At 45.9% G+C, this 14,510-nt stretch carries 13 protein-coding genes and 1 tRNA gene; 12 read left to right on the top strand and 2 right to left on the bottom strand.

Annotation, left to right across the window (positions count from 1 at the left end; translation table 11 throughout):
- The first annotated feature begins 6 nt into the window (after positions 1-6).
- The 5 genes from ABIE27_RS25040 (at position 7) to ABIE27_RS25020 (ending at position 4,825) form a co-directional block, all read left to right on the top strand.
- Positions 7-993, top strand: coding sequence for a gluconeogenesis factor YvcK family protein (locus ABIE27_RS25040; protein WP_123066170.1), 987 nt, complete (start codon positions 7-9; stop codon positions 991-993).
- 6 nt (positions 994-999) lie between these two features.
- Complete coding sequence (whiA, locus tag ABIE27_RS25035; RefSeq protein ID WP_123066171.1) at positions 1,000-1,938, top strand: DNA-binding protein WhiA; 939 nt, start codon at positions 1,000-1,002, stop codon at positions 1,936-1,938.
- A gap of 219 nt (positions 1,939-2,157) precedes the next feature.
- Complete coding sequence (locus ABIE27_RS25030; protein WP_090924792.1) at positions 2,158-2,427, top strand: HPr family phosphocarrier protein; 270 nt, start codon at positions 2,158-2,160, stop codon at positions 2,425-2,427.
- 175 nt (positions 2,428-2,602) lie between these two features.
- Positions 2,603-3,358, top strand: a complete 756-nt coding sequence (locus ABIE27_RS25025) for an SIMPL domain-containing protein (protein ID WP_123066172.1) — start codon at positions 2,603-2,605, stop codon at positions 3,356-3,358.
- Between the two features lie 369 nt (positions 3,359-3,727).
- Positions 3,728-4,825 (top strand): stalk domain-containing protein, encoded by a 1,098-nt coding sequence (locus tag ABIE27_RS25020; RefSeq protein WP_429351809.1) that lies wholly within the window; start codon positions 3,728-3,730, stop codon positions 4,823-4,825.
- 251 nt (positions 4,826-5,076) lie between these two features.
- Here the strand turns inward: ABIE27_RS25020 and clpP are convergent, their stop codons facing one another.
- Both clpP and ABIE27_RS25010 read right to left on the bottom strand, forming a co-directional pair.
- Complete coding sequence (gene clpP, locus ABIE27_RS25015; RefSeq protein WP_090924795.1) at positions 5,077-5,673, bottom strand: ATP-dependent Clp endopeptidase proteolytic subunit ClpP; 597 nt, start codon at positions 5,671-5,673, stop codon at positions 5,077-5,079.
- A gap of 180 nt (positions 5,674-5,853) precedes the next feature.
- Positions 5,854-5,928 (bottom strand) — tRNA-Arg (locus ABIE27_RS25010).
- A gap of 499 nt (positions 5,929-6,427) precedes the next feature.
- On the opposite strand from ABIE27_RS25010, the gene ABIE27_RS25005 reads away from it, so the two are divergent.
- The 7 genes from ABIE27_RS25005 (at position 6,428) to secG (ending at position 14,288) form a co-directional block, all read left to right on the top strand.
- Positions 6,428-7,453: a sugar-binding transcriptional regulator gene (locus ABIE27_RS25005; RefSeq protein WP_429351808.1), complete on the top strand. Its 1,026-nt coding sequence runs from the start codon at positions 6,428-6,430 to the stop codon at positions 7,451-7,453.
- Positions 7,454-7,579: 126 nt separating this feature from the next.
- Complete coding sequence (gene gap, locus ABIE27_RS25000; RefSeq protein WP_056695277.1) at positions 7,580-8,587, top strand: type I glyceraldehyde-3-phosphate dehydrogenase; 1,008 nt, start codon at positions 7,580-7,582, stop codon at positions 8,585-8,587.
- Between the two features lie 149 nt (positions 8,588-8,736).
- A complete protein-coding gene (locus tag ABIE27_RS24995; RefSeq protein ID WP_123066175.1) occupies positions 8,737-9,918 on the top strand; it encodes a phosphoglycerate kinase in 1,182 nt (393 codons plus the stop codon).
- A gap of 33 nt (positions 9,919-9,951) precedes the next feature.
- A complete protein-coding gene (tpiA, locus tag ABIE27_RS24990) occupies positions 9,952-10,704 on the top strand; it encodes a triose-phosphate isomerase (protein WP_123066176.1) in 753 nt (250 codons plus the stop codon).
- Position 10,705: 1 nt separating this feature from the next.
- Positions 10,706-12,250 (top strand): 2,3-bisphosphoglycerate-independent phosphoglycerate mutase, encoded by a 1,545-nt coding sequence (gene gpmI / locus ABIE27_RS24985; RefSeq protein ID WP_429351807.1) that lies wholly within the window; start codon positions 10,706-10,708, stop codon positions 12,248-12,250.
- A gap of 241 nt (positions 12,251-12,491) precedes the next feature.
- Positions 12,492-13,778, top strand: a complete 1,287-nt coding sequence (gene eno / locus ABIE27_RS24980) for a phosphopyruvate hydratase (RefSeq protein WP_123066178.1) — start codon at positions 12,492-12,494, stop codon at positions 13,776-13,778.
- Positions 13,779-14,054: 276 nt separating this feature from the next.
- Positions 14,055-14,288 (top strand): preprotein translocase subunit SecG, encoded by a 234-nt coding sequence (gene secG, locus ABIE27_RS24975; protein ID WP_123066179.1) that lies wholly within the window; start codon positions 14,055-14,057, stop codon positions 14,286-14,288.
- The last annotated feature ends 222 nt before the right edge of the window (positions 14,289-14,510 follow it).

Genomic DNA, 14,510 nt, shown 5'->3' with positions numbered 1-14,510 from the left:
GAAGGGATGAAAGAGGCCGGACCACGGAGAGAACGTCCGAGAATCGTTGTTATGGGCGGTGGAACCGGATTATCCGTGATGTTACGCGGTTTAAAAGAAAAACCGATGGATATCACGGCAATTGTTACGGTTGCTGATGACGGTGGAAGTTCAGGGATCTTGCGCAGTGAGTTACAAATGCCGCCTCCAGGCGACATTCGTAACGTGCTCACCGCGCTGGCAGATGTTGAACCACTGCTTTCGGACATGTTAAAATATCGTTTCAACACAGGCGCGGGGCTTGCAGGCCACAGCCTAGGCAATTTGATATTGGCTGCAATGACCGATATATCAGGCGACTTTGTGACCGCTGTGCGGGAGCTTAGCCGCGTGTTTGCCGTTAGGGGTCAGGTACTTCCGGCAGCGGGCCAAGCTGTTGTGTTACACGCTGAGATGGAGGATGGATCGATTATTTCAGGCGAGTCCAAAATTCCTGAGGCAGGCGGGCGTATTAAACGTGTCTTCCTTGAACCGGATCACGTGGAGCCGTTGCCAGAAGCCGTGGAGGCTATACGTCAAGCAGATGCGATTCTGATTGGTCCGGGTAGTCTGTATACGAGTATCCTTCCTAATCTGCTTGTGCCTAAGCTGGCTGAGGCTGTTGTTGAAACGGATGCGGTGAAGATGTTTATCTGTAACGTGATGACACAGCCAGGCGAGACCGATAATTATACAGTGAGCGATCACCTTAAAGCGGTGCAGGAGCATATTGGTCACCAGCTCTTTGACTACGTGATCGTGAACAACGGTGATATTCCGCTACAAGTGCAGAATAAGTATGCGGAAAAAGGAGCAAAACCGGTTGTTCTTGATATGAATGTGCTTAAAAGTTCAGGTTATCAAGTTGTCGCAGATACACTGGTTTTGTTCAAAACCTATCTGCGCCATGATGCCGATAAGCTCAGCCATCATATTTACCAACTGGTTCAAAATTGGATGTTACGGAAGAGGTGAAGTCCCATGTCATTTGCAGCACAGACTAAAAAAGAGTTAACGATGATTGAAAGTGAAGCGTGCTGCGAACAGGCGGAACTTTCAGCCCTCATCCGTATGCTTGGTGCAGTGCAGCTATCGAATAAAAAAGTCATCTTGGATATTTCGACAGAGAATGCTGCGATCGCAAGAAGGGCATACTCTCTGCTTAAAAAGCATTTTCAAGTGCATACGGAATTGTTGGTTCGCAAAAAAATGCGGCTGAAGAAGAACAATGTGTATATTGTTCGTGTTCCGTCTATGGTTCAGGAGATTCTAAAGGAGCTGCACATCGTCTCCGAAGGATTTCTGTTTACGCCTGGTATTAACGAAGGGTTGCTGGAGAAGAACTGTTGTAAGCGGGCATATCTTCGCGGTGCGTTTTTGGCAGGTGGCTCAGTGAATAACCCGGAGGGCTCCTCATATCATCTGGAGATTGCGTCCATGTATGAAGAGCATTGTCAGGCGCTGGTGGATCTGGCCAATGAATTTCATCTCAATGCCCGGTGTATAGAAAGGAAAAAAGGATTCATCCTATACATTAAGGAAGGCGAGAAAATCATTGAGTTGCTTAGCATCATTGGTGCTCACCAGGCCTTGTTCAAGTTTGAAGACGTGCGAATTATGCGGGACATGCGTAACTCGGTGAATCGGATCGTTAATTGTGAGACAGCCAATCTGAACAAAACGATTGGAGCAGCGGTCAGACAAATCGACAATATCCGTTTACTGCAAAAGGAAGTAGGTCTGGAATCTCTTCCAGATAAGCTGCGTGAAGTAGCCGAGGTAAGGCTTGCCCATCCTGATATCAATCTGAAGGAAGTTGGCGAACTGCTAAAAGGTACGGTGAGCAAATCAGGCGTGAACCATCGCCTTCGGAAGATTGATGAGCTTGCTGAGAAAGTGCGCGCGGAACGTTATAGTTAAAGGTTGAAATGAATCAATTAGGTTTAAGATTTGTTATGACCTTAACAGGTCGTTGTAGATTAATCCTGTAGGTGAAGAAGATACCTCGGCGTCAGCTTTCTGTCTAAGTCCGAGGGCCATGTTTTTTCTTCTAGTGTCCTGCACGGGTTAATGGTATAATGTTGTATAAATATAATTGTGTATTTAATGTCCAGATTTCATAATAGGGGGTAAGTTTCTATGACAAAGCACCCGGTAGTTGTCCGTTTGAAAACGGGTCTCCATGCCAGACCTGCGGCACTGTTCGTTCAGGAAGCGAATAAGTACTCATCTGAAGTGTTCGTCGAGAAGGACGATAAAAAAGTTAATGCTAAAAGTATCATGGGGATCATGAGCCTTGCAATCAGCACAGGTACGGAAATCCATATTAGTGCAGAGGGCGCGGATGCCGATCAGGCTGTAAACGCTTTAGTTAGCCTGGTGAGCAAGGAAGAGCTTGAGAACCAATAAGTGTGATGAACTAAATTCAATAATTGAAGAAGTCCCGCAAGGGGCTTTTTTGCATTTTATATAAATTTGCATATAAACGGAGCCGTCAAGTGCAACATTATGGAATTTGTCCCGTCTGTTAAGGTATCAAATCGCTTCAAGTTTGAGAAGTTAACATATGAGGAGGTTATTCGTAATGGGTAAACAATGGATGAAACCGTTTGGTGCAGTGCTGGTGGCAAGTTCGTTGCTGGTCGGAGGAACAGCTTATGTTGCTCCAGGAAACTATGCCTATGCTGCCGAAGTTCAGGGCGTACAGCAAAATGTAATCAATGTCGTAGGTAAAGGTGAGATTCAGGTGAAGCCGGATATCGCCTATCTGTCCATCGGTGTAAACAGTACTGCTGATACTGCGGCATCGGCTCAGAAGGCAAATGCAGCCAAGATTCAAAAGGTTACTAATCTGCTGAAAAACACATGGAAGATCAGTGCAGATGATATTCAAACCAGTCAATTCTACGTGCAGCCAAACTACACGTACAGTGAAAAAGATGGTCAGAAAATTAAAGGTTACACAGCACATCACACGTTGACAGTAACATATCGTGATATGGAGAAGATTGGTGAACTGCTGGATGCCGCATCCCAGGCGGGAGCCAATAATATTGAAAATGTACGCTTTACGGTAGAGAATCCGGAGAAATACGAATCTGATGTGATTGCTAAGGCAGTAGCTAATGCAGATGTGAAAGCAGGAGCGATCGCTAAAGCGGTTAAACGTCAGCTGGGTACGGTTCTTTCGGTAAGTCAACCAGATGCGAATGTGCCTGTGTTCTATGCATCCGAGTCGCTCATGTCCCAAGCGAAGAGTGAATCAGATGCAGGTACTCAGATCGAAGCTGGTCAGGTTAAAGTGAGCACCGTTCTGAATATCACATATGAAATGAAGTAGGGATTCTTGCTTGATTGTGAGCTAAAATGATTAAATATTAAGAATCTAAAATTATGACAAAACACTGTCTTATCAGGCAGTGTTTTTTTGTTGCACAAACCGGCTTTGAGGAAGCAAGGGCCAGAAAATAGTTGTGTTACCTGTCTAAGAGATAATCGAATCATGTCGTTTTTGTAGCATTGTTCGTGACAAAACGTTCATTTTCTGCGATTAAAATCGTACGATTTTCATCAACATTGTAACTGGAGCTGTAAACCTTTCCGAAAAAGGGTTAATTATAATAAAGAGGCAAGCGTATGGCCCTATGAAATCTAATATATATTTACATACGCGATAAACCTGATGGAATTTTAGAGAGGAGTTTTATAGATGAAAACATGGAAAAAGTGGACGAGTGCACTATTGGCAGCAGGTGTAATTATGGGGGGGAGCACAGCGTGGATGGATCAATCGGTTCAAGCTGCATCCGTATCTTCCAAAGTAACTGCACCGGCTGAAGTCACGTTAAAAGCAGGCGGTAAAACGCTAACGCAAAAAGGGCTGCTTCAAGGTGGATCTACATGGGTGTCGCTGACAGCGGTCAAGGATGTAGCGGGCGGTACATTGAAATATGATGCAAAAACGAAGTCGTATACCGTAACAGCAGCGAGCAATGCGATGACCGTTAGTTTGATGGATGGACAGCCAAACGTGTATATTAATGGTTTTTATCCTCAGGTGGAAGCCAAATTGATCCAGGGCCGTTTGTATATTCCGTTCTCCGCAATGAGAGATTATTTGGGTGTACAGGGTAGCTGGGATGCTAAAACCAAAACACTAACCCTGAGTAAAGTAAAACAAAATAACGTACAGGTGAAATCGACAAAAGCGAACGTGACCGTTAAAAATGCTGAGGTGGATGTGCAGTATCCTCAAGTGAGCGGACTAGCGAGCAAAGAGGCAGAAGCCGCGATTAACAAAGTGCTCAAAGATGAAGTGGACACGGCTGTTGCTGCTTTCAAAAAACAAACGTCTGAATTCGGTGGAGCAACGGCAAAACGCCCTTATGCGTTCGAAGCTTCGTATGTAGTGACTTACAATGAGAACGGCGTACTGGGTCTGATCACTCAACGTTATGAGGACTATGCAGGTGCCCACGGTATGACTTACCGTACAGGTCACACGTTCGCACTGGATACAGGTAAAGAGCTAACATTGGATGATGTGCTTGCAAACAGCAAATCCATGCGCGAAACAATCAGCAAAAAGGTTGGAGAGCAGCTGAAAGCGAACACGGGATACCTGAGCGGCTACAAAGGCCTGAACAAAGATCAGGATTTCTACGTGACGCGAGCAGGTGCAGTAGTATTCTTCCAGTTGTATGAGTACACAGCGTATGCGGAGGGCTTCCCTGAATTCAAGTTCGCATACAAGGATATTTTGCCTAAAGGTAGTGCACCATTCAGCAACGTAGCTTCTGAGAAGTAAGTTGTCTTAAGCTAGATGAAATCAACAAAATTAAAGTCAAGAGCACTTATACCGTTCATTCGTGAAAAATAATAAACCAGAAGCCTCCGTCAAAGCAAAGATGACGGGGGCTTCTGGTTTATGCAGGCAATACACCCCACTACCCAGTGGTGATATTGCCTGTTTGCAAATAAAAAGCGCAGGGCGTGCTCACCTATATTCAGGTGATGCCTGCCCTGTGCTTATTCTCGTTGTCTCCAGGCAACTAAAGCTTAGATGCCTTGGGAACCTACGTTTTGGATTACTTTATCGATGATACCGTAATCGGCTGCTTCAGCAGCACTCATGAAGTAGTCACGATCTGTATCTTTTTCGATACGCTCCAGGGGTTGACCTGTGCGCTCGGAGATGATGCGGTTCAGCGTGTCACGCATTTTCAGAATGCGGCGTGCGCGGATTTCGATGTCCGACGCTTGACCTTGTGCACCACCAAGTGGTTGGTGAATCATGATTTCACTGTTCGGCAACGCAAAACGTTTACCTTTAGCGCCGGCATTCAGCAAGAATGCACCCATAGAAGCCGCCATACCTACACAGATGGTAGATACATCCGGTTTGATGAATTGCATTGTATCGTAGATCGCCATACCCGCTGTGATAGATCCGCCTGGGCTGTTGATGTATAGGTGAATGTCTTTCTCCGGATCTTCCGCTGCCAGGAACAACATCTGTGCCATGATGGCATTCGCGACAACGTCATTCACGTCGCTGCCAAGGAAAATGATACGATCCTTCAGCAATCTGGAATAAATATCATAGGCGCGTTCACCCCGGTTGCTCTGTTCAACGACCATTGGAATATAACTCACGTGAAAAACCTCCTCGGAAATGTAAATGTTAAATGGGTGTTTATACTTAAACTGTTACCGTATTAACCACATCATAAACAATCTCAAACAAAAAGTCAAAGAAAGTCAAACTAAGTTTGAAAAAAAAGAAACCTTTCCGGTTTCGTTGGTTAAATGCATTATGAACTGTTAAAAATGAAATGGCGCGCCCGCCAAGAATCGAACTTGGATCTCAGGCTTCGGAGGCCTACGTCATATCCATTGGACCACGGGCGCATATTATGTGACAGCAATAATGATTATAGCTTATGCACTGGTGAATTGCAAGCAGTTGCTTTGGGACAACATGGTACCCATGTGGCTTAGGGCTGATGGATTCACGTTGCCTTCCATGAATGGTTCGAGCTTTCCGCAAGGTGGTTTGAATTGCTTCGGAAATGATCATGATGAAGAAGAATGGATAAAGCTTGTATTTCAGTACATGCTATAAGAAGTTTTGGACATGCCATCTGAAAATGAAACACAGCAAGATATAGATACTATTTGCGGATTTCTTCTATATATGGTGTGAGATCCTCACCTTCGTATCTTAACGTATAGAGGTTGTGAAAATAGGCGCGTACAAACGCCCGTAAACCTGTCGAAATAAGCAATCGAAACACTTGCATCTCGCGTCAGTTTTAGGTAGAATAAACGTGGGACTTAAAAAGTTAACCCGGGACATTTTAAGGCCATGCAGAAAGCTTGGAACATAAAGCTTGCGGGAGTGGAAAGCATGCGAACGATCTTGGAAGTGCAAAAGCAGCTTCTGCCCGATCTCATGGATGTCTTGAAGAAACGCTATACGATTCTGCACCAGATCATGTTATCGGATGTGATTGGACGGAGAACGTTAGCCAATTCCATGCAGATGACCGAGCGGGTTCTGAGAGCTGAGACCGATCTGTTAAAGGCTCAGGGACTTATCGAAATTGACAGTGCAGGGATGAAGATCAGCGAGGCGGGTTACAATCTGCTGCAGCAGTTAGAGCCTGTCGCGAAAGAGCTGTTTGGATTATCCGAGCTGGAAGAACGAATCAAGCAAGCCTACGGTCTGCAAAAGGTAGTTGTAGTTCCCGGCGATTCGGATGTATCTCCTTACGCCAAAAGGGAACTTGGAAGAGCTGGAGCGAAGGCTCTCAGCAGTATCATGAATGACAACGACGTTGTCGCTGTAACAGGCGGATCAACAACGGCCGAAGTCGCAGAGCAACTCACACCACCAACTTCGATGAAGGGTGTCTGGTTTGTACCGGCACGCGGCGGATTGGGAGAGAGCCTGGAAATTCAGGCGAATACGATTGCATCTACAATGGCAAAACGGACAGGGGCTCAGTACAAACTCCTGCATGTACCGGATTTGCTTAGTGACCATGCCTATGAATCGCTGATCCAGGACCCGGGTGTTCAAGAGATTTTACAGCTGATCAGGCAATCACGCATCGTCATTCATGGCATTGGTGATGCTGTGGAGATGGCGAAGAGACGCAAGCTTGCACCGGAGATCATCGATGAACTTCAGGAGCAGGGAGCGGTATCAGAGTCCTTCGGGTATTACTTCAATGGTCAGGGTGAGGTGGTACATACCATGCTTACACTGGGTATGCGACTTCAGGATATTGAACGCACGGATGTAGTTATCGGTATTGCAGGTGGTAAGAGCAAAGCAGCGGCCATCCATTCCGTACTGCGGTTCGGGCAGGAGGATATTCTGATTATTGATGAGGCTGCGGCCGAAGTCATCGTTGCAGAAATGGAATAACATCGTTACCAGAGATGAAATGGTTTTATTTTTGAACATAACTCTTGTTGTCTTGACGGACTTCACCGTCTGTCTTGAATATATAGTTTCATAAAAAACTAATCAAAACTTGGGAGGAACTTACTCATGATTAAAGTAGGTATTAACGGTTTTGGACGTATCGGTCGTTTGGCATTCCGCCGTATTCAAAATGTAGAGGGCATTGAAGTTGTAGCAATCAACGACTTGACTGACGCTAAAATGCTGGCTCATTTGCTCAAATATGATACAACTCAAGGTCGCTTCGATGGCGATGTTGAAGTACATGATGGTTTCTTCAAAGTAAACGGCAAAGAAGTTAAAGTACTTGCTAACCGTAACCCTGAAGAACTGCCTTGGGGAGACCTGGGTGTAGACATCGTTCTGGAATGTACTGGTTTCTTCACAACGAAAGAAGCAGCTGAGAAACACTTGAAAGGTGGAGCTAAGAAAGTTGTTATCTCCGCACCAGCTACTGGCGACATGAAAACCATCGTTTACAACGTAAACCATGAAATTCTCGACGGTACTGAAACTGTAATCTCCGGCGCATCTTGCACAACAAACTGCCTGGCACCTATGGCAAAAACACTGCAAGACAAATTCGGAATCGTTCAAGGTTTGATGACTACAATTCACGCTTACACTGGCGACCAAAACACATTGGATGCTCCACACCCTAAAGGTGACTTCCGTCGTGCTCGCGCAGCAGCTGAAAACATCATCCCTAACACAACTGGTGCTGCTAAAGCAATCGGTCTGGTTATCCCTGAACTGCAAGGCAAATTGGATGGTGCAGCTCAACGTGTACCAGTAGCTACTGGTTCCCTGACTGAGCTTGTAACTGTTCTGGGCAAAAAAGTTACTGCTGAAGAAGTTAACGCAGTTATGAAAGAAGCTTCCGATCCACAAACTTTCGGATACACTGAAGACGAAATCGTATCTTCCGATATCCAAGGAATCACTTTCGGCTCCCTGTTTGATGCAACTCAAACTAAAGTTCTGACTGTTGGCGACCAACAACTGGTTAAAACTGTAGCTTGGTATGACAACGAAATGTCCTACACAGCTCAATTGGTTCGCACATTGGAGCACTTTGCAAAAATGATCAAGTAATATCTGTAATAACATAGAGCGGAAACAGATTGTTATTGTTTCCGCTCTTTATATATGGATATTTAGTTAATTTCTCATGAACACCAGGACTGACAAGGGATTTAGCTCTTGAAAGGTTCACCAAATACATGGGTGCGGAGGAAATAGAGATGAACAAAAAAAGTGTACGTGATATCGAATTGAATGGAAAACGGGTATTCGTCCGTGTAGATTTCAATGTGCCGCTCGAAGATGGTAAAATTACAGATGACAAACGTATTCGTGCAACATTGCCTACGATTAACTTCCTGATCGAAAAAGGTGCAAAAGTAATCTTGGCGAGCCACATGGGACGTCCAAAAGGTGAAGTTGTAGAATCCATGCGTTTGACGCCAGCTGCTGAGCGTTTGTCTGAATTGCTGGGCAAACCGGTTACTAAAGCGGATGATTCCGTTGGTGAAGCGGTTAAAGCTCAAATCGCGGCAATGAACGATGGCGACGTATTGTTGCTTGAGAACGTTCGTTTCCACGCAGGCGAAGAGAAAAACGATCCGGAACTGGCAAAACAATTTGCTGAACTGGCTGACGTATTCGTTAACGATGCGTTTGGTGCGGCTCACAGAGCACATGCTTCTACAGAAGGTATCGCTCACTTGCTTCCAGCAGTGTCCGGTTTGTTGATGGAAAAAGAGCTTGAAGTGTTGGGTAAAGCAATCTCCAACCCTGAGCGTCCTTTCACAGCAATCATCGGTGGTTCCAAAGTAAAAGACAAAATCGATGTGATCGACAACCTGCTCAACATTGCAGACAACGTAATCATCGGTGGTGGTTTGTCTTACACATTCATGAAGGCTCAAGGCCACGAAGTAGGTCAATCCTTGCTGGATGAGTCCAAATTGGATGTAGCACTTGGCTTTATTGAAAAAGCGAAAAAACTGGGCAAAAACTTCTACCTGCCAGTAGATATCGTAATCTCTGACGATTTCAGTGCGAACGCAAACACAAAAATCGTTGAAGTTGGCGACATTCCTGCAGATTGGGAAGGTATCGACATTGGTCCTAAAACACGTGAGATCTATGCTGACGTTGTTAAAAACTCCAAACTGGTTGTATGGAACGGACCAATGGGCGTATTCGAAATCGAGCCATTCTCCCACGGTACTCGTGCAGTAGCAGAAGCTTGCGCTACAACATCTGCATACACCGTAATCGGTGGTGGTGACTCTGCAGCAGCAGCTGAGAAGTTCAAATTGGCTGACAAAATGGACCACATCTCCACAGGTGGCGGTGCATCGCTCGAGTTCATGGAAGGCAAAGTGCTTCCAGGCGTAGTTGCATTGAACGACAAGTAAGCTTTAAGCTATAGCATGAAGGAGTTGAAACCAATGAGAACACCAATTATCGCGGGTAACTGGAAAATGTTCAAAACGGTTTCCGAATCCAATGACTTCATTCAGGAAGTTAAAGGAAAAGCGGAAGTCGCAGGCGTAGAAACAGTAATCTGCGCACCTTTTACAAACCTGCCATCCCTGGTAGAAGCTGTGAAAGGCACTAACATCAAAATCGGTGCACAAAATCTTCACTTCGAAGACAACGGTGCATTCACTGGTGAAATCAGTGGTGTTATGCTGAAAGAACTGGGTGTTGATTACGTGATTATCGGTCACTCGGAGCGCCGTCAGTACTTTGCGGAAACCGATGAGACTGTCAATAAAAAATTGCATGCAGCATTCCGTCATGGATTGACTCCAATCTTCTGCCTTGGTGAAACGCTTGAAGAGCGCGAAGCAAACCAAACAAAAGACGTATGCAAAGTACAAACTGAAGCAGCTCTGGCTGGTCTGACTGCTGAGCAAGCAGCTCAAGTGGTTATCGCTTATGAGCCAATCTGGGCGATTGGTACAGGTAAATCCTCTACATCCCAAGATGCGAATGAAGTTATTGCTTACATCCGTACATTGGTGAAGGATCTGTACAACGAGCAGGTTGCAGATGCAGTTCGTATCCAATACGGCGGCAGCGTGAAACCGGAAAACGTAACAGAATACCTCGGACAAAGCGACATCGACGGCGCACTTGTTGGCGGTGCCAGCTTGCAACCGGCTTCGTTCATCGCGCTTGTTGAGGGGGCGAAGTAAGATGACAGCTCCAAAACCTGTAGCACTGATCATTATGGATGGCTTCGGTCTGCGTAACACGGTGGAAGGCAATGCGGTAGCACAAGCCAAAAAACCGAACTATGACCGTTTTATGAGCCAGTTCCCACACACAACTTTGACTGCATGCGGTGAGGCTGTAGGTTTGCCGGAAGGCCAAATGGGGAACTCCGAGGTAGGTCACTTGAACATTGGTGCCGGCCGGATCGTATATCAGGATTTGACCCGTATCTCCAAATCGATTCGTGACGGCGAGTTCTACGACAATGAAACACTTGTCAAAGCGGTGCGCGAAGCGAAACAGAACGGTAAAAAGCTTCATCTCTACGGCTTGTTGTCCGATGGTGGCGTACATAGTCACATTGACCACTTGTTCGCTATGCTGGATCTGGCTAAAAAAGAAGAAATGAACGAAGTATATATTCATGCCTTCCTGGATGGCCGTGACGTTATGCCGGACAGCGGTAAAGACTTCATGCAGAAGCTGATCGCTAAGATTGATGAAGTGGGTGTAGGTAAAATTGCAACGGTTCAAGGCCGCTACTATGCTATGGACCGTGACAAACGTTGGGAGCGTGTGGAGAAATCCTACCGCGCTATCGTTTATGGTGATGGACCGAAATACACTGATCCACTCAAAGCGGTTGAAGAATCGTATGAGAAATCCGTTTTCGACGAATTCGTTGAACCAACGGTTATCGTTCAAGCAAATGGTGAGCCGGTAGGTCTGGTAGAGAGCGGCGATTCCGTTATCTTCCTGAACTTCCGTCCTGACCGTGCAATCCAGTTGTCGCAAGTATTCACAAATTCCGATTTCCGCGGTTTTGATCGGGGACCGAAGTTCCCAGTGGGCTTGCACTTTGTGTGCCTGACGTTGTTCAGCGAAACGGTTGAAGGTTACGTGGCTTACGAGCCGAAGAACCTCGATAATACGCTGGGTGAAGTGCTGGTACAGAACAACAAAAAACAACTGCGTATTGCTGAAACAGAGAAATACCCGCACGTAACCTTCTTCTTCAGCGGTGGTCGTGATGTAGAGCTTCCGGGCGAAACTCGCGTGCTGATCAACTCACCTAAAGTTGCAACGTATGACCTGCAGCCAGAGATGAGCGCTTATGAAGTAGCAGATGCAGCAGTCCGTGAGATTGAAGCGGATAAACACGATGCGATTATCCTGAACTTTGCGAACCCTGACATGGTTGGTCACTCCGGTATGCTGGAGCCAACGATCAAAGCGGTTGAAGTGACGGACGAGTGCATGGGTCGCGTTGTAGACGCGGTACTTGCCAAAGGCGGCGTGGTGCTGATCACTGCGGATCACGGTAACGCGGATATGGTGTTTGATGAGCAAGGACGTCCGTTCACAGCTCACACAACGAACCCGGTTCCATTTATCGTGACTGATCCAAATGTAACGTTGCGTGAAGGCGGAATTTTGGCGGATATCGCGCCAACTATTCTTGACCTGATGCAATTGCCACAACCGGCAGAAATGACGGGAACATCCGTTATTGCTACCCGTAAATAATTAGTTTTAATAGGTTGTTGAATAATACAAAGTGGAACCTAAAAACGAAGCGGGCAGAACCGATCTGAAGAAGCGCTAGCGTTCGCCTTTATCACATGATTCCAACTTATGAAAATAAGTTCAAAGGAATCAGGGGATAACAGCGATCGGAAGATGGTACTGCGTGCGGAGTGGCTCGGTGAAACTCTTGCTATTCTGAACGTATTAAAAATAAATTCAAATTAAAAGGAGATTATCACTCATGACTATTATTTCTGACGTGTACGCTCGCGAAGTCCTCGACTCCCGCGGTAACCCTACAGTTGAAGTTGAAGTATACCTGGAGTCCGGCGCAATCGGACGCGCAATTGTTCCATCTGGTGCATCCACTGGTGCCCACGAAGCAGTTGAGCTTCGCGATGGTGACAAATCCCGTTACCTCGGCAAAGGCGTTCTGCAAGCTGTTAAAAACGTAAATGAAATCATTGCTCCAGAAGTCATCGGTATGGATGCTTTGGATCAACTGGGTATCGACAAATTGATGATCGCTTTGGATGGTACGCCAAACAAAGGTAAATTGGGCGCAAACGCAATCCTGGCAGTATCCATGGCTGTAGCTCGCGCAGCTGCTGATGCTCTGGAATTGCCACTGTATGTTTACCTGGGCGGATTCAACGCGAAAGCATTGCCAGTACCAATGATGAACATCATCAACGGTGGTGAGCACGCGGACAACAACATCGACGTACAAGAGTTCATGGTATTGCCAGTTGGCGCACCAAGCTTCAAAGAAGCTCTTCGCGTAGGCGCAGAAATCTTCCACAACCTGAAATCCGTACTGAGCTCCAAAGGTTTGAACACAGCTGTAGGTGACGAAGGTGGTTTCGCACCAAACCTGGGTTCTAACGAGGAAGCAATCACTACAATCATCGAAGCAATCGAAAAAGCAGGTTACAAACCAGGTGTTGACGTATTCCTGGGTATGGACGTTGCTTCCACTGAGTTCTACAAAGATGGTAAATACACTTTGGCTGGTGAAGGTAAATCTTACACTTCCGCTGAGTATGTTGACCTTCTGGCTTCATGGGTTGAGAAGTACCCAATCATCACGATTGAAGACGGTATGTCCGAAGATGACTGGGATGGTTGGAAATTGCTCACTGAAAAATTGGGTGACAAAGTACAACTCGTTGGTGACGACTTGTTCGTAACGAACACTGAGCGTCTTGCTAGAGGTATCGAGCAAGGTATCGGTAACTCGATCCTGATCAAAGTGAACCAAATCGGTACACTGACTGAAACATTCGATGCAATCGAAATGGCTAAACGTGCAGGATACACAGCTGTAATCTCCCACCGTTCCGGTGAGTCCGAAGACAGCACAATCGCTGACATCGCTGTTGCAACAAACGCAGGCCAAATCAAAACGGGTGCTCCTTCCCGTACAGACCGTATCGCAAAATACAACCAGTTGCTTCGCATCGAAGATCAATTGGATGAGCTTGCTCAATACAATGGTCTTAAAGGGTTCTACAACCTCAAAAAATAAGCTGTGTACACAGCTTTTCGGGCAAGCCGGGTAACCGGCTTGTCTTTTTTTGGTGATGGATGGTGCAACAGATAAGAGAAGTAGTTGAAGGAGTAGATCGGACTTATTACGTGGATAACTCTGATTGGGCAAGCCATTCAAAGATTGTAAGATGGCGGTTTATGAATAGAAATTGCTTGCCATGTACTACTTGTAGTACAACCATAGCTGTGCTACAATTAAAGTAACTGTTTTTATGGTGAGATGTTATGCCCACATGGGTAGGAGGTGGAAAGAATGGATATTGCTTTGAAATTGCTGCTCGTTGTTTTCTCGATCGGTCTAATCACTGTAGTATTGCTGCAGCACGGGAAAAGCGCTGGTTTGGCGGGTGCCATCTCCGGTGGTGCGGAACATCTTTTCGGTAAAACGAAAGCGCGCGGATTGGATCTTTTCTTGCAACGTGCAACAGTCGTACTGGGTGCAGGATTTATGATCTTGGCTATTGTTGTTACGGTGGTTTCCAAGTAATTTGGATTTAAACCGTCGAGTCAAATCGAATAGCTGAAGCCAATGGCTTAACGGATAAACCTTCGTTTCGTGCAGAAACGGAGGTTTTTTAATAGAAATTTATTTCTCCAAAGTTTGCCAATTATATTGCTATATAGCCACCAAATCCTTCTTGAAATCGATGGACACTGCATTTTGCTTGTAACTTCTGTTCGATTCCCCCTTACTGTTTTAGAGACCCAT

The organism is Paenibacillus sp. 4624 (assembly GCF_050435065.1).
GTDB classification, from domain to species: Bacteria; Bacillota; Bacilli; order Paenibacillales; family Paenibacillaceae; genus Paenibacillus; species Paenibacillus amylolyticus_D.
This window is presented reverse-complemented; position numbering and strand designations above follow the sequence as displayed.

Coding starts and splice junctions, on each gene's coding strand:
- ABIE27_RS25040 (WP_123066170.1), top strand. CDS start 7: ATGAAAGAGGCCGGACCACGGAGAGAACGTCCGAGAATCGTTGTTATG.
- whiA (WP_123066171.1), top strand. CDS start 1,000: ATGTCATTTGCAGCACAGACTAAAAAAGAGTTAACGATGATTGAAAGT.
- ABIE27_RS25030 (WP_090924792.1), top strand. CDS start 2,158: ATGACAAAGCACCCGGTAGTTGTCCGTTTGAAAACGGGTCTCCATGCC.
- ABIE27_RS25025 (WP_123066172.1), top strand. CDS start 2,603: ATGGGTAAACAATGGATGAAACCGTTTGGTGCAGTGCTGGTGGCAAGT.
- ABIE27_RS25020 (WP_429351809.1), top strand. CDS start 3,728: ATGAAAACATGGAAAAAGTGGACGAGTGCACTATTGGCAGCAGGTGTA.
- ABIE27_RS25005 (WP_429351808.1), top strand. CDS start 6,428: ATGCGAACGATCTTGGAAGTGCAAAAGCAGCTTCTGCCCGATCTCATG.
- gap (WP_056695277.1), top strand. CDS start 7,580: ATGATTAAAGTAGGTATTAACGGTTTTGGACGTATCGGTCGTTTGGCA.
- ABIE27_RS24995 (WP_123066175.1), top strand. CDS start 8,737: ATGAACAAAAAAAGTGTACGTGATATCGAATTGAATGGAAAACGGGTA.
- tpiA (WP_123066176.1), top strand. CDS start 9,952: ATGAGAACACCAATTATCGCGGGTAACTGGAAAATGTTCAAAACGGTT.
- gpmI (WP_429351807.1), top strand. CDS start 10,706: ATGACAGCTCCAAAACCTGTAGCACTGATCATTATGGATGGCTTCGGT.
- eno (WP_123066178.1), top strand. CDS start 12,492: ATGACTATTATTTCTGACGTGTACGCTCGCGAAGTCCTCGACTCCCGC.
- secG (WP_123066179.1), top strand. CDS start 14,055: ATGGATATTGCTTTGAAATTGCTGCTCGTTGTTTTCTCGATCGGTCTA.